This is a genomic window from Streptomyces kronopolitis (assembly GCF_014646275.1).
Classification (GTDB): domain Bacteria; phylum Actinomycetota; class Actinomycetes; order Streptomycetales; family Streptomycetaceae; genus Streptomyces; species Streptomyces kronopolitis.
The window spans coordinates 118,987-140,036 of sequence record NZ_BMND01000018.1 but is presented as its reverse complement, the minus strand read 5'-3'; the positions used below and the strand labels follow the sequence as shown (position 1 = coordinate 140,036).

Genomic DNA, 21,050 nt, shown 5'->3' with positions numbered 1-21,050 from the left:
ACAGGATGAGAATCCAAAGAAAGGCAGGTTTGGGCAGGCCGGACTTCTGTGATAGTTGATGCAACCACCCCGAGAACCCGTCCAGGTGTGACAGTGCTCCGGCTTCTGGCATACGGCCTGGACCGGCAGTCGGGGCTCCCCGGGGCTGTGCCTCCGTAACGAGCATGGCGGCCCGTGAGGAGCGGGGGAGAAGTACGCCGACACCCGGCTGGGACGGCAGGAGCTTTCCGGGGAGCTGCTGGAGGACGTGGAGGGGGCGCTGTGGAAGGGCTGGATGCTGGAGGTCGAGGGCTTCCGGACCGACCTGAGTACTTGCCCGACCTCCAGCGGGTGGTGGCCGTCGACCCGGCGACCAAGAGCCATGAGAACGCTGACATGACGGCGTTCACTGTGGCGGGGCGCGGCTTCCCGGTGGAGTCGATGTTCGGGGACGATCGGCCGCGGGGGGTATCTGCTGCACGCGGAGCAGGACCGGTACCCGCAGACGCAGGCGATGATGCGGGCGGCCAGGCTGTATCACGAGCACCGGGCGGACTGTGTGGTAATCGAGGCGAACAACGGTGGTGACTACCTGCCTGCGCTGCTGGAGCAGGTGGACCCGACGGTGAACTGGAGAATCGTTCATGCGACACGGGGGAAACGGGCGCGGGCGGCGCCGGCTGCCCAGTTGTACGAGCAGGCTCGGGTGTCGCATGTCGGTCCGGCTCGGGGGTTCGCAGAGCTGGAGGAGTAGATGACGACGTTCGTGGGCCAGGGGGAGACGGAGGACTCGCCGGACCTGTTGGACTCGGCCGTGTGGGCGTTGCGGGACCTGATCTTGGACCCGACGATGCCGCCGCCGCGTGGGGGCGATGACCAGCGGTTGGCCGGGCGCCGACAGTCCTGCCACCATGTCGCCCGACCCTGGCTTGACTCTTAAAACTTGACGCAGACCCCCTGCGCATGGTGCTTAGTAAGAGATAGAAGAGTCAGGGTGTCGGTGTCTTCTCACGACGTCGTGACATGGGCGAGGGTCGCCCCCTGGTTGGACCCCTGGAGCGACCCTCGCTGCGGTTAGTTGTTTCCGCTTAAGGAGCGGGCGATGTCGAAGATCAGGACGGCAATCCTGATCGTGAGCATCGTCCGCTCGCGGCGTTCTTGCGCCTGTTCTTTGTCCTCCTTGGTGTCGCGCTTCCGGTGCCGTGCGTGTTTGGCCACTTGTTCCTCCCTCCGGGCATGGCCGTTGGGTGAGGTTCTGGGCTATGCCCAGCAGGAGGAACAACTGCCGACTGTGCATGATCCTAGGCAATGTTCTAGGCAACTTCGGTGCTCTGCGGGCTGGTTGTGGGCGGGGCCCCCTACTTTGCGCCCTCTGGTGGGAAACGATCGCTCATGTGGTCCCACCAGGCGGAACCGGCTCAGCCGTTCCGGTCCGGATGATGTTGCCCCGGGGCGACCAGCGTTGCGTGAGCGTCAGCGATGGTGGTGACCGGGGATTTTGCGTGGAGCGGAGGGCGGCCGAGGACCGTGTGATGTCCATGCGAGGACGGTAGAGGCGGAAGGTGTAGCGCCGGAACCCTTTCAGGCGTTGCTCGTTGTTGCGCTTGGCGCGCAACGGCCGTGCCGCAGCAACTACGCGACGGCGAAGTTGGTCAAGACGTGGATGCCGCTGTGGGCGAGGCGCTGTCGGCCGGCCGCGTGCAAGGTGCTGGCATCTGTCGATCACGCGGGTCGTTCATGCGACGCGGGGGAAGCGGGTGCGGGCGGCCCTGGTAGCTCAGCTATGCGAGGCGTGGATCGGGCGCTCCACGTGGGTTCGGCGCTCTTGTTCCCGGAGCTGACGGAGCAGATGAAGAAGCTCGTCGGGCAGGGGGAGGCGGAGGACTCGTCCGACGTCTTGGGGTCGGCGGTGTGGGCCTTGTGGGATCTGTTCCTCGATCCGGAAGGCCGCCTTTGGGTAGGGGCGGTCAAGGCTTTGCGGAGCGGCTTTAGAGAAAGTCGCTTGACTTAGGGCGAGTTGTGGAATGCTGGCATGGTTCGAATTGTGCTCGCACGGGGAGGACGTCAGGGCCCTATGGGACAGTGGATGGCGGCGTTGATGGTCTTGGCTTCGGCGGTGGTGCAGTGGTTGGGGTGGCGGTCTCGCCCTCGTTCGGGGTGGGAATCCGAGCTGAAGCTCAGGGTTAAGGTGCCCGGCGAGGTTGAGCGCAGTGGTGAAGTGAAGAAGTGGACGTTGCTGGCTGGTCAACCTGGTCTTGGAAAGTCTCAGGCCATCGCGGGCATGGTCGCACCACTGAGAGCTGATGGTGCAATCGTGTATATCTCCTCGCCAGATTACGTCGAAAGAAGCCTTCTCCCGGCGAGCGATGCGCCGGACTTGCTGAGCGTGGCCCAAGACGAGCAAGCCGTCGCGGGTGTCGTCCGAATGCATGAGGGCTTGGATTCTCTCTTTCGTGCTCTCGGGCCTCCGCCGGAGGGCGGTCTTAGCGAATTGCAGAGGGTTGACAGTGGAAGTGGAGGGACCGTTCATTGAGTCCGGACAGCGGGACCTCGGCGCGCCAGCCCACAGGGCTTGAGATCGCGATGCAGTGGGCGGAATTGCCCGCAGAGCACATGAAGATCGCACTGGATGCCTTGGAGCCTCAGCTGCGGCGCGAGCACGAGATGCGTGTGCTTCAGCAGAAGTCTGAGCATCAGCTCGCCCTAGCGCAGGTGCGGGCACAGGAGGAATCGGCCAAGCGGGCCCATATGTTATATCTCGGCGGGCTGATTGCGGGTTTCGCGATCTCGGTTGGGATGCTGAGTGGTGCGGTCGTGGTGGGAGTGAACGGTCAGCCATGGTTGGCGGCAATGCTCTCGGGGCCAAGCGTGCTTGCATTGACGACGCTGTTCGTTCTGCGGCGTAACGAGCAGGGGCAGGCCCAGGCGGTTGCGGCGGCGCAGCGTTCCGCGCTGAACGTGGCGTTGCAGCCGCCCCCAGGCTGATGTCTGGTGTCATTGCGGCCGTCGGTGTTTTGGTGGGTAGCTTGAACAGCACAGCCTGGATGTTCTGTCAGTTCCGTGTGGCACAGTGCGATCGATACCTGCTGATGACGAGATGGCGTGGGGGCACATGTGGCGGCACTGGGTTGGCTGGTCAGGGGGCGTATGTGGGTCTTGGGTCAGCGGCCAGCGTTCGAGCGCCGAAAGGGCCTCCATGACGTTGTGGCTGATTTTGAGGAATTGCCGATAGCGCCGGGCGAACGCCGCGATGCACTGCGGCTGCTCGTCGCGGGGGCGACGCGACGATACTGGAAGTGGCGTCTTGCCTATACGATGCAGATCCTCATGACGCCTATGCTTTTCCTGTTCACCTTTCCGATCCTGTTGCTGGGGACTAATGGAAATCCTCGAACTCGTGGAATCTGTCTGGCTGTTGTGGTGACCTATGTGTGGGGGCTAGTTTGGCGGACGGTTCTGCATCGGGAATTCATGGCCCGGCTCTTGTTTATTGGCTCGGCGTCGTCGCGGCGCTGATGTGGGCTGCGGCCGTCGTGAGTCCGGCGGGACCCAGCGTGTCCCCGGTCGTGGCGCACATCGCCTTGGGGTTTCTCGTATTTGTGACTCTTCCGGTGTATGTGGTCTTGGGGCGGAAGCGTACCGCTGAGGCGAAGAGGTATTCGCATACTTGGGACGGTCTGTTGGTGGTTGCTGTTCGTTCTGCGGCGCGCGTGCACGAACGGCGAGAGGAGTGGCGCTCGGCCCTGGTGATTCGGTATGGGTGTTCAGATCTGGAGAGGCTCGCGGTTGAAGCCGGCAGGGCCTTGGCGGTACGGGAGCGTTGTGACCCGGTGGATTCTCTCTTGAGGCGTGAGTTGCGTGAAGAGGGTCAACGTGTTGCTGATGCTGTCCGACTTCATAAAGCGCGACTTGTGCGGGCGCGATCTGTGGATGATGTCGATGCTGTGGTTCGGTCGCTCATCCACGGGGTCGAAGCGATCGCCAAGTACGACAGGGAGGCGTTGCTGGCTAATGCGCCAGAACTCCCGACTGCGGCAGGGCGAGTTCAAGCTCTGGTGAGGCGCTTGGTGCCGGGTATCGTCCTGATTGGGCTGGGAATTGTGTTGCCACTGCTTCCCATACTTGCGGGGCACGCGGCACGAGCGGATGCGGTGCGTTGGACTCTGCTGGTCCTTGGCGCAACTTCACTTCTATCGGCTAGCCCTGAGGTGAGTGGACGGGTTTCTGACGTACTCGGGAAAGCCCTCCCATTTAGGTAGAGGCAGGCTTCCCGACTGGCTGGTGGCGCCGGGCTAGGCTGTGAGCCGGCGCGGGGCCGACCTTCCAGGAGTGGATGTGGGCCTGCGCCAATTCGTGATCGACGCATGGTCGTGGCTGAACTACAAGCCCGTGATGGCCGAGGCTGGGCGTCCCGGTAGTCGCGCCTTTCCGGAGTTGGCCAAGACGTGGGTGCCACCGCAGGAGTTGCGGCGGCTGGCGGCGTACAGGGTCCTGGCGTCGTACGACAACAACCAGGCCGGTCAGCTTGCGGCGGTCGGTGGTGACGCGAGCGCGCTGGAGCGCCGGGAGTTGGGCGATGCGGCGAACCTGGTGGACACCGCGCTCGGCTACCTACTGGGCTCGGAACAGAAGGTCGCTGTCGAGGGGGCGGAACACGCCGATGAGGAGACGCCGACTCCGGGTGCGGCGGAGGCCGCCGCGGTACAGAAGCGGCTACGGGAGTGGGCGGACAAGGAGCTGCTGACGTTCCGGGTCCAGCAGGCCGAGCGCGCCGCAGTGCTCCTCGGGGACAGCGTGATGGTGCTGGCGTGGAACCCGAAGAAGCAGCGGCCGACGCTGCGGGTGTACGACCCGGGGTTCTTCTTCCCGCAGTGGGACGACGCGGGCGACGACTTCCCCAGCAGAGTGCATCTGGCGTGGGAGCTGCCGGCGGACGACGAGGCGGGACTGAAGGCCCGGGTGCGTCGGGTGGCGTACGAGCTGGGCCCGATCTCCGAGGGCGATGAGGAGAGCGCGGCGGCTGGGGCGCGAACGTATCCGTGGGAGCCGGGCCGGATGTCCAACACGACGTGCTACCTCACGGATGCCGAGTGGCTGCTGGAGGACCTGAACGGCGAGACGCTGGACAGGCTGCCGATGAGCAAGGCGAGTTACCGGCTCGGCGAGGACGGCACGGAGCTGAACCGGCTCGACCTGATGGTGGATTTCGTGCCGGTGGTGCACATCGCGAACACGATCCCGGACGGCGGGGAGCACTGGGGCCGGTCCCTGCTCGCGCGGGTTCTGCAGGCGCTCGACGAGCTGGCGGCCACGGACTCCGACAGCTCGGCGGCGTCGGCGACGACGGGAACGCCGATCATCGGGCTCGCGGGTGCGCGGTTGCCGGTGGACCGGGCGACGGGCAGGACGCAGGAGCTGGAGGTGAAGGCCGGGGCGGAGTGGCAGCTCGGTGAGACGGGGCGGATGGATGCCCTGGACACGTCGCCGCAGTTGGCCGAGCTGCGGGCGCGGGTGGATCACTTGCTGGAGAGGATCGCGTCGAACAGCCGGGTGACGGCGGCCGGGCTGGGGACGCTGGATGCCACGGAGGTGCCGTCGGGGTACGCGTTGAAGCTGGCGTTGGGGCTGCTGGATGCGCTGATTGGCATGATGCGGCTTGCCCGGGAGCACAAGTACCGGCTGCTGTTCAAGATGGTGCAGCGGTTGTATCAGGCGGGGCGGGCGGAGGGCTGGACGGCCGGGGAGACGTTGCCGGCGCGGTTGGCGTGGGCTCCGCACACGCCGACCGAACGCGCAGCGGTGTTGGAGGAGGTCGTCACGGCGTACGGGGCCGGGGTGCTGTCGTTGGAGACGGCGGTGGCGATGCTGCTGGAGGCCGGGTACCCGATCAAGGACGCCTCGCAGGAGGTGGAGCGTATCCGGGCGAAGGCGCAGCAGGAGGCTGAGGTGAGGATGGCGAAGGCGGCGGCCGCGCGGCATGGCGGGGGCGAGGACGATCAGCGGGAGGCGGAGTCCGATGGTGATGGAGAGGCCGCCGGTTCAGAGCGGGCGCACGCGTTTGGCTTCGTGGGGGCCGGGCGGCGGTGATTGGGCTGAGGTCGTGCCCGGCGCGTAGTGCCTGGGGGAGGAGTCTGAAGGGAAGGCTGCTCTGGTCGTTGTGCACCCGCCGTCGCCGTGTGCCCCCGCCAGGTGTGGCGGGGGCACGAGGTGGTTACTGGCGGTGGTGGTTCCGGAACAGCCATGCGGTGGTGGCCACGGCGAGCTGGATGACGAGGTTCTTGGTGTCGTTGCCGTTGAAGGCTGCTGAGTATCCGGCTACGTAGCCAGTGGCGAGAGCCACGATGAGGGCGTTCGGTAGCCGGGGGCCGTCGCCTGCGCTGGCGACGGGCGGCATACTGGTCATGGTTGCCTCCTGATGAGTTCGGGGTGTGTGACCGTCTGCCGTCCCCGCAGAAGCTGTCCAGGCATGGCGGGGGCGGCAGAAGTGTGTTAGCCGGCCGGCGCTGTGGCGCGGCCGTCCTCGCGAAGTCCGTCTACCAGGTGCTCAAGGCGTGTTAGGCGCTCTTCGACTGTGAGCGCGGGCTGTGAGGCATCTGCTTCCGCGGTCGTGGCAGCAGCGGTGTACGTCATCTGAGCGGCGCACTGCGCCGCGGCGTCTAGCACCGTCTGCGGGTCGGCGTCGTGAAGGGTGGCGAGGCCAAGCAGCCTGCGTGCGATGGCGCGGTGACGGGCAGACTGAGGGTGGTGTTTGGCCTGCATCAGGAAGGCGCTGCCGGTGGCTGGGTCGTAGGCGGCGACATCGGGGCCCTGATTCTTCAGGAGACGTGTAGCTGCCAGTACGTCGATTACGTGGGCGTGGTCGTCCGTTTCCTCTTGTGTGGAGTGGAGGTTGAGCCACGATTCCACCGAGGTTTCGAGGAGCTGTTCGCGGTGTCGGCGGCGAGTCCCGTCGGGCGGATGTTGAATCTGCTCCCCGGCTTTGTCCGCGATCGTGGCCACCGTGGCACTCAAGTTCTGCAAGCCTGCGAGCGCGTCGTAGTCCTGCACGAGCTGCTTCACCTTCAGCCATCCCTGTGCGAGGTGGGAGCGGGTGGCATCTCGTTCGCTGTTCTTGGCGGCCTTGCCGAACCGCTGCTGCACTGCCGATCTTGATACGCCGAGCTCTTGGCCAATCTGTTCCCAGGACGTACCGCGGGCACGCTCGTGCTCTACCGCTCTCCTCAGCAGTTCTTCGGCTTGGTCGACAAGGGCGCGGGCCTGTTGGACGAACTGACCGGGGCGCGCCTGAAGACCTGCCTCAGGGGCTGAAGTCTCAGTGTCGTCGGTCCTGTTGGTCCTCTGGGGCATGGGCAGGAGCATGAGGGGTGACGCTCCATCACGTCAAGTTGGGCATGACGATGCGTAAAGGGAGCCGAGCATCTACGTATTGGGATTCAGGGCTTCCAGTAGGCATGGAGCGGCCAGGGCTTGTTCATGCTGTAGCGACGCTGAGGTGTCATTGGACGGTCGTGGCTGCTGGCGCAGCTTGGGCCGGATACGGATGCGGCTGATCTGGAGCGCAGGTTTTTTCGGCTGCGGTCGGTGCGGGCGGTTGCGCTGGAGGTGCTGGGGCAGCGGCGGGCGAAGCTGCTGGCTGACCCCTTGAAGGTCACCGTCGACGGGGTGGTGACCATGGACCTTCAGGAGAACCTGCGTGGGATTGAGCGGCAGATTGAGCAGTGTCGGCAGTCTCCTGCGCCGGATGATGCTGAAGATGCGGATGAGGGTGATGAGGGCCTTGTGGTGACGTGGCTGGTGCCGGGGCGCCGGTACCGGTAGCTGTGCGGATCTTCGGGGCCTGGTGTTCCTTCCGCGTGGGGCATGTGTCCATCTGTTTGGCTTGATCGCCGGGACACTGCCAAGGCGTTTTGCCTGTGGCGCCCGGCTTCCGGGACTATGACGGCATGGCCTCGTTGAAGCAGTTTGAGCCCGCGTCAGGTACTCGTGATTTTCTCGCCGTTGAGCATGAGAGGCGGGAACGCGCGTTCGCGACGATCCGGGAAGTGTTCGGCCGCTACGGCTTTCAGCCCCTCCAGACGCCGGCGTTCGAGCGGCTGGACGTTCTCACCGGCAAGTACGGCGACGAGGGCGACAAGCTGATCTTCAAGATCCTCAGGCGTGGTGAGCATGAGGCGACGGGCGAGGCTGATCTCGCTCTTCGCTATGACCTCACGGTGCCCCTGGCTCGGGCGGTGGCGGCCTACGGCAGCCAGCTGCCCTCCCCGTACAAGCGGTACGCCATCGATCCGGTGTGGCGGGCGGACCGGCCGGGCAGGGGGCGCTTCCGCGAGTTCGTGCAGTGCGACCTGGACATCGTGGGCTCCTCCTCTCCGTTGTCCGACGCCGAGGTCGTCCTGGCCCTTCACGACGCTCTGGATGCGCTCGGCGTGCCGGAGTTCCGGTTCCTGCTGAACTCCCGGCACGTTCTGTTCGGCCTCCTGGAGGCATACGGCGTCCCCGCGGACCTGGGGTCCGGGGTGCTGATCACGCTCGACAAGCTCGACAAGCTGTCCCCGGGGGCTGTCGTCGAGGAGCTGGTCACGGGCCGCGGACTGTCGTCCGAGGTGGCGCAGGGCCTGGTGGACGACCTCACCTCGCCGGATGCGGTGGAGCGGATCAGGGGCGAGCTGAAGTCCAGCGAGGTCGGTCAGGCCGGCTTGGCCGAGGTGGACCGGCTGCTGGAGCTGACCAAGGACGCCATCCCCGCCGAGCGGATCGGCTTCACGCCAAACCTCGTCCGTGGCCTCGACTACTACACGGGCATCATCTTCGAGGTCACCGCGCCGGGCATGCCGGGGTCGATCGCCTCCGGCGGCAGGTACGACGGCCTCATCGCGCGGCTCGGCGGCAAGGACTCCCCGGCCTGTGGCGGCTCGCTGGGCATTGAGCGCATCCTGCCGCTGCTGGAGCAGGGCGAGGAGGGCGGCTACTCGCAGATCGATGTGGCCGTCACGGTCATGGGCGAGGACCTGTCGGCGGACAGCTTCCGCATGGCGGCTGAAATCCGCCGAGCCGGAGTCCGGACGGGTGTCTACCTCGGGTCCAGTGGGAAGTTCGCCAAGCAGATGAAGTGGGCCAGTGATCAGGGCGCCCGCTTCTGCGTGATCTATGGCCAGGCGGAGCGTGAAGCCGGCTCGGTCACGCTGCGGGACATGGACAGCGGAGAGCAGGTCCAGATCCCGCTTGATGAGGCCGCCGCGGAGCTCGCGCGGCGGTGCGCACCATCCAGTTGACGCGCAGCGGAGACCCCTTCCGCTGCCGACCTTCGAGGAGTAGCGGATGGGAACGCAAGGCGATCGGATCTTCCAGATCACGGCTGAGCGGGGGTTCCCGGACCCCTGGCTCAGCTTCGGAGACTCACTGTGCGATGAGGCGGCACTCAGTACGGAGTTAACCCGGGCCATCAGCAAGGCCCGCAAGGAGCCGACGGCCCAGGCGCGCACCGAGGCCACCCGGGTCTTCCAGGCGAAGAAGGCGAACCTGCGCCGCTGCGCCGGAATTCTCGACCAGGTGCTGGGGGACTACGACGCCTCGGGCATGTGGACGGTCCTAGACGAGCGGGCCGGCCGGTTGGATGTCGAGGACGTGTTGGAGACCTGGGGCCGCACCCAGGCACTGCACCCGTTCCCCGTGGTGCTCAAAAGCCTGGAATTCAACTGGGGCTTCATGAAGGAGCACGGCGTCCGGGCGTTCTACGAGATGACCCGCGGCTACGTCTCACGGCTCCAGGAGAACACCGAACGCTGGCATGACGCCTGGCGCGGCGAGGCCGAGACGGGAGTGGTGGACCGTATCACCTCGATCGAGTGCGACCTGGCGAGCATCGAGGCGCCGATGCACTGCGACGTGTGCAAGAAGACGATCACCGCACTGCTCTACCTCGACGAGTAGCCGCGAGGCACCTCCCCGCCATGCCTCCTGCACACCGCTGCGCCCCGGCCTCCGACCTCGGAGTCCGGGGCGCACCCGTCTGAGCACCACGGCGAAAGCTACTGGTGAAATTCGCCCGCCTTGGCCGCCTCGACGAAGGCTGTCCAGGAGGTCACGGGGAAGACGAACGCTCCCTGGGCGCGGTTCTTCGAGTCGCCCACAGCGATGCTGTCGGCGCCCACGGGCTGGTACTCGATGCACTGACCGTTGGTGTCGGCGCTGTAGGAGGACTTGCGCCAGTTTCCTTCGGGAAGGTCGTGCCTCATCATCCGTTGTGCCTCGTTACTGTCTGTCAAGATCTCGGGCAAGCCCGTAGATCAGATCCATGGATTGCCGAGACGATAGGGCTGACGCTCGAAGCTGGTCAAAGGCCAGTTGGTACTTCTCGACGGGGCCATCATCCTCCAGATAGAGTGCTCCGTCGAGGTAGTCCAAGCTGACCACGTCCAGATCCATCGGATCGGGGTACGAGTGGATGCTGAAGGCCCCTTCCAACCCTGCATGCCAACCTTGGCTGAACGGGATCACCTGGATGGTCAACTCAGGCGGGTTGTTCATCTCGGTCAGCTTCCTCAACTGCGCTGCCATCACGCGCGGGCCACCCACCTCTCTGCGCAGCACCCCTTCGTCGAGGATGCAGACGTACTGGGGTGCGTTGTCGCGGGTGAGGATTTCCTGCCGCCCCATGCGCACGGAGACGTACGACTCGGTCTCCTCCTCAGTGGCCAGCTTGGCGCTTTGCTTGATGATCTCCCTGGCCACGTCGACAGTTTGAAGTAGCCCGGGAATCACCAGCGGCTGGAACACGTGGATGCGGGCCGCATCAGATTCGATGCTGATTCGTTCCTGGAATCCCTCGGGCAGTATCTCGCTGTACTGGGCCCACCAGCTCTTGCGCCGCCCTTCGCGTGCCAGGGTGATCAGGGCCGTCTTCAGCCTCTCGTCCTTGGCCTGGTAGAGGTCAAGCAACGCCTCGACCTCCAGCTTGCTCACGCCCTGGCGACCGTTTTCTTGACGAGAGATCTTGGACTTGTCGCCGCCGATGCGTTCGGCGGCCTGATCCATGGTGACGCCGGCCCCTTCTCGGAGGCGCTTCAACTCGCCGCCAACCTTGCGGCGTCGAACTGTTGGGCGCGGATGGCTAGGCAACTTGGCTCCCTCGACTGACGTGTTGAGCACCAGTGTGGCGTACATGACCTCTCCAACAAACAGCATATGCCGGAGTGCTAGGCCAACTCTTGCGAATCTGCAATTTTGTAGCTCAACGAGGTTGCGGAACCCGCTAGTTGGGTCCAGTCTGTTGTGCATCTGAGGCTGAGGTGACGGAGCGTCGGCCCGTTCGCGATGCGTCGATAGAGGCGCTGGAGGAGCCATGATCGTCATGGCAGAGGCAGGCACGAAGCAGTACAGGCAAGAGCTGAACATCCGTCCGGATTCGCTTGCGCGCATCCGGCGGGACGTGGCCGTCCACCTGCGACGGTGGGGCTGTGAGCCGATGGTGGCCCCTGCGGCCCTATGCACCACGGAGTTGCTGAGCAACGTGGTCAAGCACACTGGCTCACCGGATTGTGTGCTCACGCTCCAGAGCATCGCTGACGCTGTGCGAATCACGGTGAGCGATGCCAGCACAGAACTGCCCGTCGTAAAGCAACCGGACTGGATGAGCCAGAACGGACGCGGCATGTTCCTGCTCAGCGAGACTGCGGACGAGTGGGGCGCCGAGCCCACCCCGGACGGCAAAGACGTCTGGTTCGAGATCCGGGCCTCTAACAAGGGGGCCGCATGAATGACCTGGCCGGATTGCGCGACGGCTTACGCCCGGACTACCTGGATGCCCTGGGGGGTGGCGCCCACGGCGGCGAGCCGCTGATGTCCCGCCCCGTGCCGGCCCCAGACGACTCATCCTTGCTGACGCGCATGCTTGACGCACTCGCTCGATGGTCACCGCTCGACGTTGAGGCCCTGCTGGATGACGTCGCGGATGCTTTGGACAGTGTGCCGCCCGCGAGGGAAGAACGCCTGGACCTTCTACAGCGACTGCACGCCCACCTTGAGCAGCTCGAACGAATCGCGCTCGCGCACAGGGCCTGCGAACGCGAACCAGGCGTCGCGACGCTCGTCGTGCAGAGTCGCACCCTTCGAACTGCCGCCCCCGCCTCCACCGACACAACGCAGGGTGACCTCCGCCAGGCCGGAAACGTCGTCAGCGGGCTGGTGGACCACCTTGTTGCGACGCGTCTCATGAAGGGACCAGAAGCGAGTACGGCCCATCTGCGGCTGCACCTCACTCCTGCCCATCGGCGCCACGCTCTGGTCCAACCTCGGAGCCGACTTCCTGCGGCAACGCTCACAGACCCTCTCTGCGGCCACCGTCGATCCGCCTTCCCCGCGGGTGCTTAGTCGTCGCACGGCCCCAATCCCCGCTGCCTTCCACCGTTTACGAACATCGGGAGATCCACATGACTGACACCGAGCCGCCCCAGGAGCGCGACGATTTCGCGCCGCGGTCCGTCCACGAGGAGGCTCTGTGGGCTGCCGGCTCCCTCTTCAAGGCACTGTCTGACGCTGGCCTGGGCGACATCCACCCCATCCGCGACTACGTGAGGGACGTGCCGTACGTCAAGCTGCACCGCATCGACGCCAAACAGGCAGCCCGGCTGGAGCACCTCGTACGCAAGGGGATGGACGGAATCTACTCGCTGGCAGAGGAGTTGCGGTGCGCTGTGCTCAACCACGGCTTGGTCGACTTCCCTGTGCCTCTGGTCTGCGGTCTGGACAGCATCGTCCTGGGTGATATCTCCATCCACACGGCGGAGCGGCTGGCCTGCATTCTGGGCGCCGAGCCTGGCACCGAGCTGGCCGAAGTCCCCGACTGGCCGGAGGCGAACGCGGTCTGCGACCGGCTCGCCGCTGCGTTCAAGGCGGCCACCGACGGCGCATTCATGGACATGATCCTCCACTCGTACTGCCGGCGATGCGACGAGGATCCCGCTATTGAGCTGGGGAGTATCAAAGCGGACGTCGCTCGCCGGTTCGTGAAGGCGCTCCACGAAGCGCCTCGCCTCTGACCGGTCGCCGGTGCGGACCGGATCCCCCCGACGGACCGGCGACCTCTCCACGTGGGTCCTCTTTGTCCCGGCGCGGCCACCGTGCCCCCCGTCCGCACGGCTTGGCCCCGGGATCCCGCGGAGAGAGGACGGCGCCACTGCCAGTACCCCAGCCCCTGGCAGCTGGTGCCCCGGCCGCCCTCGCTACATCGAGCGGCGGCCGGCCACGCCCCTTCCATGCCATCCCCACAGTCGAGGAGTTGTATGTCCCGCACGCCCACCCGCGACGCTCCGGCGGTACCCGGCGTGCCGTGGATCGCGACCTGGAGCCGCGAGCGCAAGAGCACTGCCCTGCTGGGCGGCCGTCGAGGGAAGGGTCTCTTCTACGTCAACGAAGGCCCGGCGGACCGCGATCAGTTCGGGGCTCTGTGGGCCCGGCAGTCCCAGCGCATCGGCCAGGGCACCGCCGAGTTTGCCGGGATCCATCCGCGTCGTCAGCGCCGGGCCATGGAAGAGCTGCTGTGCCAGGTGTGCGGGCTGCCGGCGGATGTCAGTGACCTGGGCGTGCTGTGGATGGAGCCCATCCACCCCGGAGACCCCCGCTCCGAGGTCACCACTCACCCTCCGGTCTGCGTGCCGTGCGCTTTGCAAGCACGAGCGCGGTGCCCCCGGATCAGACGGACCGGAGCGCATGTCGTCCGCGTCGCGGACCCGCGCCCCAACGGGGTATTCGGGGTCTTCTACTACCCCCGTCTCGCCGGCGGCCTGATCGCAGAAGAGCCGATGGACAAGCGGCATGAAGACGGAGAGGTCCGGTGGGTGCTGGCGCACCAAATGATCATGAGGCTCAGCGGCGTGACGCCGGTCGACCTCGACGACGAGTACGACCGCTACCTGGCCACCAGCCCGGCCGAACGGACCGCCTCGCTCCGCGGCACCACACCTCGGCGGCGGCATCACCGGGAGACCGCGATCCCCTCGGCTTTCACCACCTCGTAGGAAGGACCCGCCCATGTGTCCGCACACCCCGCCGTGCCCGACCTCCGACGCCACCGACGCGGGCGCCGCTCATCCCGTTGCCGTTCACTTCGAGCAGGGCTGGACGCTCTTGTGCAACGCCATCGTGCTCTTCGACGACACCGGCGCGATCCGGCCCGACCTGGAGGTCATCCCGCCGCGCCGCGCCGTGACCACCACCGCCCGCAGGGAGAAGGCTGCGGCGTGAGCACACAGAATCAGCAGCAGGAAGCCGGGGCCAGCTCACCCCCCGCGGATTCCGCAGCGACGCGCCGCGCATTGCGCAGCGACCAGCTGGCCCTGAGACGAGTCGGCGGCGCGAGGGCCGCGGCCTCGTCTGCGGCAGTGTCCGACGCCCATGCCCGTATCGACCGACACACGGCCGTGTGGCTGCCGCTGGCCGAGCGTCGTCGGGAGGATGCGGCCGGCTCGCCGGCGGATCAGGCACGATGGGGCCGGCTCATCAAGGCGACCGCTCGTCCTGCACCAGCAGACATGTCGTACGAACAGCTCGTCGTGCGCGTGGGCACCGCACGAGACCTGCTGCGCGCCGTGGCGGAGACCCTGTCTCCATTCGTTCCGGTCGCCGAGGTCGCTCAGTGGATCGAGCACAGGATCACGTCGGGGGCCTACGCTCCGGGCGCGGCCTTGGCTCCGGGCCGGCTCGCGGCCGAGTTCGCTGTGCCACTTGAGACGGTCCAACTGGCGCTGTCGGACCTTTCTGGGAGAGGCGTGATCGAGTGGCAGGCCAACTGCCGCGCGCGGATTCCGGGCGCACACCACCTACATGATCGTCCCCGCCAGATCGCCCACCTCCTACGGGCGCTGGTCACCGGAGGGGCCTTCCCACCCGGCACCGTACTGCCGAGGCAGCGAGAACTTTCGCGCATGTTGGTCACCGTGCCGCGGCCGCTCGTCGTGGCCCTGCGCTTGCTGGTGAACGAGGGCTTGCTGGAGCACGATGACCGCCGACGATTGACCGTGCGGCGAGATGCAGTGAAGTGGGCTACACCAGAACTTCCCGCATCAGCGGGAAGCGTGAAGAGCCTCCACCGGGACGAGATCCGAGAAGCAGCACGCAAGGCACACCGCTGGTGGAGTACACGAATCTCGCCGGCGCCCGACGCACTGGATCAGGTCATCGACCAGCTCGGCGTAGCCGCCGGCCAGCTGGTCGACCGGGTCCGATGTGGCCTGCTCCCGCCCAGCACCACGGACCAGGAGCTGGAGTCCCTCATCGCGCGCACGGTGATCACGGCCGCGGCGGTCCACCAGCCCCACTTCGAACTTCGGATGTGGCACGCAGCGTGCCTGGCTACGTCGGTGCTCGACATGCAGGCCCTCGTCGACCGGGTCGGCGGCAGTGGCCTGGTCAGCCCCATCGCGACGTCCCTTTCGGAGTGATGTCGTCCACCAGCTTTCCCGCACTGCTGAATGCGGTTGCCCGTCCAGCGGTCAACCCGGCGAAGAGAGAGGCCGCCCATGGCGAAAATTACGGTCCTGTGTTGGAACTTTGAGAAGAACGGAGGCGGGAACCTCATGCTGCGGCATTGGGCGCACGAGCGGCTTCGTGCGCTCAAACCCCACCTTGTGTTGCGGCAGGAGATGTGGGGCGCCTCCGCCGACGGCGACCAGATCATGTACGAGCTGGAGAGCACCCTGGGCCTGCGCGGGTGGCTCGGTCCGAAGTCATCCACCGCAGTATTCGCCGACACCAGGGTCTTCGAGTCGGTGCGGACGTGGCCGGACACCGGCCCGATGTGGGTGCAGCCGCCCACCGCGCTCATGCTCCGCTTCCGGGCCGCGGGCGTTGAGTCCATGCCCCTGGCCGTGGCCTCCTTCCACCTCAACTACAGCTCGTCCGCCAACAGGTTGTCCGAGGCGGAATTGCTCTCGACCTGGGCCGACAAACGCCAGACGACGATGGACGGGGAGCCGTACCGGCTGCCGGCCCTGCTTGGGGGAGACACGAACAGCTACCCGGAGCCGGGCCTCCCCGGGGACCCCGCGCTGCCCGAGCTGGACGCAATTCCGGACCGGCCGCACCGGCTTCACCGTTCGTACATCGGCGCGGACGGGCGGCGACGAATGGACACCCGCCCGGACCAGGCCCTACGCACGGCCGGGCTGGAGGACGTAGCCCGACACTGGGCCACAAACGGGGGCACCCCTGCTGCCCTGGCTCCCACCGTCGATGCCTGTGCAACACACGGCCCCGACGCCCGAGTTGACCGCGTCTACACGACCGAGGACCTGCTCCCCGCGGTCGACGACGTGGACGTGATCCCGGTGCCGCTGGAGGAGTCCGACCACCACATCGTCCGCGTGCGCTTCGACGGCGACCGGCTCTCGGACATCCTCACTCGCCCGTTCGCCAGGACATGACGAAGGCGGGGCGACCCTCCGCGCACCCCGGATTTACGACACCGACGCTATCCAGCGGGCGACTCCGCACCGGCCTCACCAGCCGCAGACGTAGTCAGCCTGCGGCACCGCTCCGTCTCCCGGCCCGCTGCTTTACAGGGCGTGGGCCGGGAGACGGCTCCAACGATCCGGCGTCGGAGAACGCGGCACCACCCGCTTCTCCGTGCGGGGTGCACAGGCACCCCGCGCCGGCCGTGACCTCCATCCGCTCCGTGAAGCTCGAAGGTAGGAGACAACCAGTATGACCACGGCACCGAGCACCTTCCGTATCTCTCTCCCCGAGCCCCTGGTCGAACTCCTGGGCAAAAGAGTCATCGACCTTCCGACCACCGAACTCGACCGTGGACTGCTGCGCGAGGACGTGATCGCGGCCTACCAGCGCGTCCTCGCCGAGTCGCCCGAAGCACAGATCGTCGTGCGCCGCTGCCGCGATCTCCTGAACGACCTCCACGGTGACGGTTTCGCCGTCATCGAGGCCGGCCCGCTGCTCGACCGGTACGGGCTGGACGACGGGCAGAAGGCCGCGACGGTGCTGCTGTCCTGGCTCGGCACGCCGCTGCGGGCCTTCGACAAGTGGCCGCTGTGGAAGCCCCTGGGCACGAACCTGACCATCGACCCGATGCGCGCGACCGGATCCGGGTACAACCCGCTGCACATCGACATCGTGAACGCGACCGAGCCGCCCGACTACAGCGTGCTGCTGTGCGTGCGCCCCGACCCGCGGGGCGAGGGGTACAGCATCGTCTCCCGGCTCCGCCCGGCCGTGGACCGGATCAGCGACGGCGAGCGCGCCCTCCTCTCGGAGCGGGTGTTCAGCGACGGCGCGTTCTACGAGCTGACCGGCGTCGGGAAGGAGTACAGCCCGTTCCCCGTCCTCGACGGACGTTCGGTGCCCGACGGGTTCGTACGGTTCACCGCGAAGATGCTGCCGGCCATGGACCCCGCAGACCCCCACACCAGTGCCGTGCGAGCCCTGGAGCGGGAGCTGATCGCCGAGCAGAAGAAATTCCTCCTCGGCGTCGGGGACTTGATCGTCGTCAACCAGCACCTGTCCGTGCACGGCCGCGAGGCCCTGGGCCAGGGCCAGGAGGAGGTGCCCGAGGAGCGGCGCCGCCTGCTGTGGCAGATGTTCCTCCGCGCTGCCGGGACGGAGGCCCGATGACCACTGTCGACCTGGGCATGCCGCTGGCCGCAGCGTCCTCCCCGACCGGCTCCGAGCAGCGGCCGAAGATGAACCTGAAGGTCTGGCTGTGCGACCTCACGTACACGCAGCAGGCCGTGTCCGCCGAGACGATGCCGCAGGCCGTCGCCGGCCTGGCGACGCACGCGGCGACCGTCATGGACTTCCAGCGCGTCCCGCAGATCTTCAAGTTCCCCGACGATCTCGCGGCGGCCCTGGAGACCCACGGGGCACCCGACGTGATCGGGTTCTCCCACTACATCTGGAACGCGCACCTGTCGATCGGCTTCGCCCGCGTCATCAAGGAGAAGTTCCCGAAGACCGTCGTCGTCATGGGCGGGCCCCACTACCCGCTGCTGCGCGCCGACCAGGTCCAGTTCTGGCACCAGCGCCTGGCCGGAGCAGTGGACTTCTACGTGGACGGAGAAGGCGAGATCGCGTTCGCCGACCTGCTGCTGCACCTGAACAGCAAGCCGGCCGGCAAAGTCCTCGACACGATCCCGGGCGTGCACTCCCTGTCCCCGGACCGGCGTGAGGTGTTCACGCCCCGGCCGCGAAACCGCATCCGAGACCTGGCCGACGTGCCCTCGCCGTACACGGCCGGACTGCTGGACCAGTTCTTCGAGCGCGGCGGCGTACCGACGATCACGACCACCCGCGGCTGCCCGTTCGGCTGCAACTTCTGCACCGAGGGCCAGGACTACTTCTCCAAGGTCGCCAAGCGCCCCCGAGCCGAAGTCGAAGCCGAACTGCACTACATCGGCCGCAGGATGGCGCCCCTCGTCCAGGCGGGCACCGCGCGCAACGAGCTGCTGATCACCGACTCGAACTTCGGGATGTTCCCGGAGGACAAGCACACCTGCCAGGTTCTCGCAGAGTGCCAGAAGCTCTATGGCTGGCCGCGGGTCGTCAACGTGACCACCGGAAAGAACCAGCGCGAACGGGTGCTGGACGCGGTCGCCCAAGTGCCGGGAACGATCAGCCTGTCCGGCTCGGTGCAGTCCCTCGACACGGATGTGCTGGCCGCTGTCCAGCGGAAGAACATCTCGGCCGCGAAGATGATGGAGATCGCCCTCCAGTCGGCACAGGCCGGAGCACAGTCGTACAGCGAGGTGATCCTCGCCTTACCGGACGACTCGAAGAAGAAGCACTTCGACACCCTCCGCGGTCTGATGGACGCCCGCTTCGACCGGCTCAACATGTTCCAGCTCACCCTGCTGCCCTCCTCCGAGATGTACGCCCCGGCCTACCGGAAACGATGGGGGCTGGGCACGAAATGGCGGGTCATCCCACGCTGCTTCGGCCGCTATCACGTCCTGGGCAAAGAGGTCCGTGCAGCCGAGCTGGACGAGGTGTGCGTCGAGCTGCCCACCCTGTCGTACGAGGAGTACCGCGAGTGCCGGGTGATGGACTTGCTCCTCGCCTCCCTCTACAACGGCGGCGTGTTCGGCACGATCCTCGCCGTCCTCCGCGCCCACAAGATCTCTCCGATGACGTGGCTGGAGGAGTGCCGCGGCCAGCAGCACGGCGAGGACCTGAACCGGGTGCTCAGCGAGTTCCTGGCCGACACCGACGAACAGCTCTGGGACGGCCGGCAGGACCTCATGCGGTTCGCCACGGCGAACGTCGACCGGTACATCAGCGGTGAGCTGGGCAACAACCTGCTCTACACGTACCGGATGCGGATGATCTCCGAGGCCTTGGAGGACCTGACCGACGTCGCCGTTCGGGCCGCGCTCACCGTCCTGCGCCGTATCGGAGCCGCAACCGGCGGGCCCTCGCTGGTGGCCCGCATGGTCCGGGAGGGCGCCGCATACCACCGGTTGAAGCTGTCGCAGGTCTTCACCGCCGAGCCGCCCGCCATCCTGGAACAGGTCGCCGACTTCGACATCGACCGCCTGCTGCAGGACGCACGGGAGGGGCAGGAATCGCCCGACGCGCGCCGCTACCGGCTGCCGGAGCCGATGACGCGGAACTTCGTGCTCACCGACCGTCAGAGGGCCACCCTGCGCACCTACGTGGGCGAGATGGGCTCGACGGCGGCCGGGTTCGGATGGCTCCTCACCAAGGTCAGATTGCCTGATATCGTCCGGGAGGTTCGCATGACCGCCGCCGGCTCCGGCTCGTCGGATGCGGAGCCCTCACGATCGGATGCCGTCACGCCGTGACCGTCGACGCCCTCGCTGCCCGTTTCGCCTCCTTCCTCCGTCCTTTCAAGTTGATGGTGACGGGAGGCGGAACGGGCGGGCACACGTACCCTGCCCTGACCGCGGTCCGCGAGATGCAGACCGTCATGCAGAAGCATGGCGCGAGCGTGGATGTGCTGTGGGTCGGCACCGCCACGGGACTCGAATCCCGCGTCGCCCCCGCCGAGGGCATCCCCTTCGAGATCGTGCCGACCGGCAAGCTCCGACGGTCCAGCAACCCGCTGAAGATGATCAACGCCGAGAACATGCGGGACATGGGCCGCGTACCCAAGGGCGTGCTGGAGGCCCGCACCATCGCCCGCCGCTTCGAGGCCGACGTGATCCTCTCCACCGGCGGGTACGTCGCGGTGCCGGTCGGGTTCGCAGCCCGCGCGACCAAGACCCCGCTGGTCATCCACGAGCAGACCGTACGGCTCGGCCTCGCCAACCGCGTCCTCGCCCGCTCCGCGACCGCCGTCGCCCTGTCGTCGGAGAACTCGCTGAAGCTCCTGCCGGACTCCGTCGCCGCATCCGCGGTCGTCACCGGCAACCCCGTCCGCCCCGCCGTCTTCACCGGCGATCCGGCCAAGGCCATCCCCGCCCTCGGCATGACCGGCTACAACCCCACCCTCCCCACCGTGTACGTCACCGGCGGAGCGCAGGGCAGCGAGCAGATCAACGGCATGATCCGCGAGAACCTGCTGTGGCTGCTGTCCGTGGCCAACGTGATCCACCAATGCGGACCCAACTGGGTGGAGAAGTCGCGGCAGGCCGTCGAGGGGCTGCCGCCCGAGCTGCACTCCCGGTACTGGGTCGACGGGTTCGTCGGTCCCGAACTACCGGATGTGCTCGCGCTCGCCTCCGTCGTCGTCTCCCGCAGCGGCGCGGGCACGATCTCCGAGCTGACGGCACTGGGCAAGCCATCCGTCCTCGTCCCCCTCGCCTCCTCCGCCGGCAACGAGCAGGAACACAACGCGCTCCACCTCCAACAGGCCGGGGCTGCCATGGCCCTTACGGGAGACGGCGCCAACGCCCCCGCGCTGCGGGCCGCTCTGGAGCCGACGCTGTCGGACCCCCGCCGACGGGACGCAATGGCACAGGCAGCCCGGGCGATGGGGAAGCCGGACGCCGCGTCCCGTCTGGTCGAGGTCCTGCTGAGCGTCGCGCTCGGGACGGACCACCGAAACTAGGGCCGGTGCGTTACAGGGATGTTGGCCTGCAGGAAGAGCCGCAGCACCGAGGCGTGAG

Annotated in this window: 22 protein-coding genes; 16 read left to right on the top strand and 6 right to left on the bottom strand. The window is 66.9% G+C overall.

Annotated elements, in window-relative coordinates; translation table 11 throughout:
- The first annotated feature begins 388 nt into the window (after positions 1 to 388).
- Positions 389 to 733: a phage terminase large subunit family protein gene (locus tag IEY78_RS35180; RefSeq protein WP_189100332.1), complete on the top strand. Its 345-nt coding sequence runs from the start codon at positions 389 to 391 to the stop codon at positions 731 to 733.
- A gap of 320 nt (positions 734 to 1,053) precedes the next feature.
- Here the strand turns inward: IEY78_RS35180 and IEY78_RS20345 are convergent, their stop codons facing one another.
- The gene (locus tag IEY78_RS20345; RefSeq protein WP_189100287.1) at positions 1,054 to 1,197 is read right to left on the bottom strand and encodes a hypothetical protein; all 144 of its coding nucleotides are present in this window, start codon (positions 1,195 to 1,197) and stop codon (positions 1,054 to 1,056) included.
- 1,395 nt (positions 1,198 to 2,592) lie between these two features.
- Between IEY78_RS20345 and IEY78_RS20340 the strand changes: the two genes are divergently transcribed.
- The 3 genes from IEY78_RS20340 (at position 2,593) to IEY78_RS20330 (ending at position 6,066) form a co-directional block, all read left to right on the top strand.
- Positions 2,593 to 2,964, top strand: a complete 372-nt coding sequence (locus IEY78_RS20340; RefSeq protein ID WP_189100285.1) for a hypothetical protein — start codon at positions 2,593 to 2,595, stop codon at positions 2,962 to 2,964.
- A 219-nt stretch (positions 2,965 to 3,183) separates the two neighbouring features.
- Complete coding sequence (locus IEY78_RS20335) at positions 3,184 to 3,495, top strand: hypothetical protein (RefSeq protein WP_189100283.1); 312 nt, start codon at positions 3,184 to 3,186, stop codon at positions 3,493 to 3,495.
- A gap of 813 nt (positions 3,496 to 4,308) precedes the next feature.
- The gene (locus tag IEY78_RS20330) at positions 4,309 to 6,066 is read left to right on the top strand and encodes a hypothetical protein (protein ID WP_189100280.1); all 1,758 of its coding nucleotides are present in this window, start codon (positions 4,309 to 4,311) and stop codon (positions 6,064 to 6,066) included.
- A 124-nt stretch (positions 6,067 to 6,190) separates the two neighbouring features.
- On the opposite strand, the gene IEY78_RS20325 is transcribed toward IEY78_RS20330, so the two are convergent.
- Together IEY78_RS20325 and IEY78_RS20320 are read right to left on the bottom strand one after the other, a co-directional pair.
- The gene (locus IEY78_RS20325; protein WP_189100278.1) at positions 6,191 to 6,382 is read right to left on the bottom strand and encodes a hypothetical protein; all 192 of its coding nucleotides are present in this window, start codon (positions 6,380 to 6,382) and stop codon (positions 6,191 to 6,193) included.
- Between the two features lie 86 nt (positions 6,383 to 6,468).
- Entirely contained in the window at positions 6,469 to 7,326 is an 858-nt protein-coding gene (locus tag IEY78_RS20320) for a hypothetical protein (RefSeq protein WP_189100276.1), read from the bottom strand.
- 234 nt (positions 7,327 to 7,560) lie between these two features.
- On the opposite strand from IEY78_RS20320, the gene IEY78_RS20315 reads away from it, so the two are divergent.
- From IEY78_RS20315 to IEY78_RS20305, 3 genes are all read left to right on the top strand, one after another.
- Entirely contained in the window at positions 7,561 to 7,797 is a 237-nt protein-coding gene (locus tag IEY78_RS20315; protein WP_229700070.1) for a hypothetical protein, read from the top strand.
- A 125-nt stretch (positions 7,798 to 7,922) separates the two neighbouring features.
- Positions 7,923 to 9,251, top strand: coding sequence for a histidine--tRNA ligase (gene hisS, locus IEY78_RS20310; RefSeq protein ID WP_189100275.1), 1,329 nt, complete (start codon positions 7,923 to 7,925; stop codon positions 9,249 to 9,251).
- A 46-nt stretch (positions 9,252 to 9,297) separates the two neighbouring features.
- The gene (locus tag IEY78_RS20305; RefSeq protein ID WP_189100273.1) at positions 9,298 to 9,909 is read left to right on the top strand and encodes a hypothetical protein; all 612 of its coding nucleotides are present in this window, start codon (positions 9,298 to 9,300) and stop codon (positions 9,907 to 9,909) included.
- A gap of 98 nt (positions 9,910 to 10,007) precedes the next feature.
- On the opposite strand, the gene IEY78_RS20300 is transcribed toward IEY78_RS20305, so the two are convergent.
- Both IEY78_RS20300 and IEY78_RS20295 read right to left on the bottom strand, forming a co-directional pair.
- Entirely contained in the window at positions 10,008 to 10,217 is a 210-nt protein-coding gene (locus IEY78_RS20300; protein WP_189100271.1) for a DUF397 domain-containing protein, read from the bottom strand.
- Positions 10,218 to 10,230: 13 nt separating this feature from the next.
- On the bottom strand, positions 10,231 to 11,142 hold the full coding sequence (locus IEY78_RS20295; protein ID WP_189100269.1) for a helix-turn-helix domain-containing protein: 912 nt from the start codon (positions 11,140 to 11,142) through the stop codon (positions 10,231 to 10,233).
- 178 nt (positions 11,143 to 11,320) lie between these two features.
- On the opposite strand from IEY78_RS20295, the gene IEY78_RS20290 reads away from it, so the two are divergent.
- The gene (locus IEY78_RS20290; protein ID WP_229700069.1) at positions 11,321 to 11,734 is read left to right on the top strand and encodes an ATP-binding protein; all 414 of its coding nucleotides are present in this window, start codon (positions 11,321 to 11,323) and stop codon (positions 11,732 to 11,734) included.
- 242 nt (positions 11,735 to 11,976) lie between these two features.
- Here IEY78_RS20290 and IEY78_RS20285 read toward each other — a convergent pair whose 3' ends face one another.
- The gene (locus IEY78_RS20285) at positions 11,977 to 12,231 is read right to left on the bottom strand and encodes a hypothetical protein (protein ID WP_189100268.1); all 255 of its coding nucleotides are present in this window, start codon (positions 12,229 to 12,231) and stop codon (positions 11,977 to 11,979) included.
- Between the two features lie 176 nt (positions 12,232 to 12,407).
- Here IEY78_RS20285 and IEY78_RS20280 point away from each other — a divergent pair, with 176 nt between their 5' ends.
- From IEY78_RS20280 to IEY78_RS20245, 8 genes are all read left to right on the top strand, one after another.
- On the top strand, positions 12,408 to 13,016 hold the full coding sequence (locus IEY78_RS20280; protein ID WP_189100267.1) for a hypothetical protein: 609 nt from the start codon (positions 12,408 to 12,410) through the stop codon (positions 13,014 to 13,016).
- 243 nt (positions 13,017 to 13,259) lie between these two features.
- Positions 13,260 to 13,994, top strand: coding sequence for a hypothetical protein (locus tag IEY78_RS20275; RefSeq protein ID WP_189100266.1), 735 nt, complete (start codon positions 13,260 to 13,262; stop codon positions 13,992 to 13,994).
- 13 nt (positions 13,995 to 14,007) lie between these two features.
- Positions 14,008 to 14,220 carry a DUF5999 family protein gene (locus IEY78_RS20270; RefSeq protein ID WP_189100265.1) on the top strand — a complete coding sequence of 71 codons (213 nt, stop codon included), beginning with the start codon at positions 14,008 to 14,010 and terminating at the stop codon, positions 14,218 to 14,220.
- On the top strand, positions 14,217 to 15,416 hold the full coding sequence (locus tag IEY78_RS20265) for a GntR family transcriptional regulator (RefSeq protein WP_189100264.1): 1,200 nt from the start codon (positions 14,217 to 14,219) through the stop codon (positions 15,414 to 15,416). Before IEY78_RS20270 ends, IEY78_RS20265 begins: the two co-directional genes overlap by 4 nt.
- Before the next feature lie 135 nt (positions 15,417 to 15,551).
- Positions 15,552 to 16,397, top strand: a complete 846-nt coding sequence (locus IEY78_RS20260) for an endonuclease/exonuclease/phosphatase family protein (RefSeq protein ID WP_229700068.1) — start codon at positions 15,552 to 15,554, stop codon at positions 16,395 to 16,397.
- Positions 16,398 to 16,677: 280 nt separating this feature from the next.
- The gene (locus tag IEY78_RS20255; protein WP_189100262.1) at positions 16,678 to 17,598 is read left to right on the top strand and encodes a TauD/TfdA family dioxygenase; all 921 of its coding nucleotides are present in this window, start codon (positions 16,678 to 16,680) and stop codon (positions 17,596 to 17,598) included.
- Positions 17,595 to 19,784, top strand: a complete 2,190-nt coding sequence (locus tag IEY78_RS20250) for a B12-binding domain-containing radical SAM protein (protein ID WP_189100261.1) — start codon at positions 17,595 to 17,597, stop codon at positions 19,782 to 19,784. Before IEY78_RS20255 ends, IEY78_RS20250 begins: the two co-directional genes overlap by 4 nt.
- A 53-nt stretch (positions 19,785 to 19,837) precedes the next feature.
- Entirely contained in the window at positions 19,838 to 20,992 is a 1,155-nt protein-coding gene (locus IEY78_RS20245) for a UDP-N-acetylglucosamine--N-acetylmuramyl-(pentapeptide) pyrophosphoryl-undecaprenol N-acetylglucosamine transferase (protein ID WP_189100326.1), read from the top strand.
- Positions 20,993 to 21,050 lie beyond the last annotated feature (58 nt).

Coding starts and splice junctions, on each gene's coding strand:
- IEY78_RS20340 (WP_189100285.1), top strand. CDS start 2,593: ATGAAGATCGCACTGGATGCCTTGGAGCCTCAGCTGCGGCGCGAGCAC.
- IEY78_RS20325 (WP_189100278.1), bottom strand. CDS start 6,382: ATGACCAGTATGCCGCCCGTCGCCAGCGCAGGCGACGGCCCCCGGCTA.
- IEY78_RS20320 (WP_189100276.1), bottom strand. CDS start 7,326: ATGCCCCAGAGGACCAACAGGACCGACGACACTGAGACTTCAGCCCCT.
- hisS (WP_189100275.1), top strand. CDS start 7,923: ATGGCCTCGTTGAAGCAGTTTGAGCCCGCGTCAGGTACTCGTGATTTT.
- IEY78_RS20305 (WP_189100273.1), top strand. CDS start 9,298: ATGGGAACGCAAGGCGATCGGATCTTCCAGATCACGGCTGAGCGGGGG.
- IEY78_RS20300 (WP_189100271.1), bottom strand. CDS start 10,217: ATGATGAGGCACGACCTTCCCGAAGGAAACTGGCGCAAGTCCTCCTAC.
- IEY78_RS20295 (WP_189100269.1), bottom strand. CDS start 11,142: ATGTACGCCACACTGGTGCTCAACACGTCAGTCGAGGGAGCCAAGTTG.
- IEY78_RS20290 (WP_229700069.1), top strand. CDS start 11,321: ATGATCGTCATGGCAGAGGCAGGCACGAAGCAGTACAGGCAAGAGCTG.
- IEY78_RS20280 (WP_189100267.1), top strand. CDS start 12,408: ATGACTGACACCGAGCCGCCCCAGGAGCGCGACGATTTCGCGCCGCGG.
- IEY78_RS20275 (WP_189100266.1), top strand. CDS start 13,260: ATGTCCCGCACGCCCACCCGCGACGCTCCGGCGGTACCCGGCGTGCCG.
- IEY78_RS20270 (WP_189100265.1), top strand. CDS start 14,008: ATGTGTCCGCACACCCCGCCGTGCCCGACCTCCGACGCCACCGACGCG.
- IEY78_RS20260 (WP_229700068.1), top strand. CDS start 15,552: ATGCTGCGGCATTGGGCGCACGAGCGGCTTCGTGCGCTCAAACCCCAC.
- IEY78_RS20255 (WP_189100262.1), top strand. CDS start 16,678: ATGACCACGGCACCGAGCACCTTCCGTATCTCTCTCCCCGAGCCCCTG.
- IEY78_RS20250 (WP_189100261.1), top strand. CDS start 17,595: ATGACCACTGTCGACCTGGGCATGCCGCTGGCCGCAGCGTCCTCCCCG.
- IEY78_RS20245 (WP_189100326.1), top strand. CDS start 19,838: ATGGTGACGGGAGGCGGAACGGGCGGGCACACGTACCCTGCCCTGACC.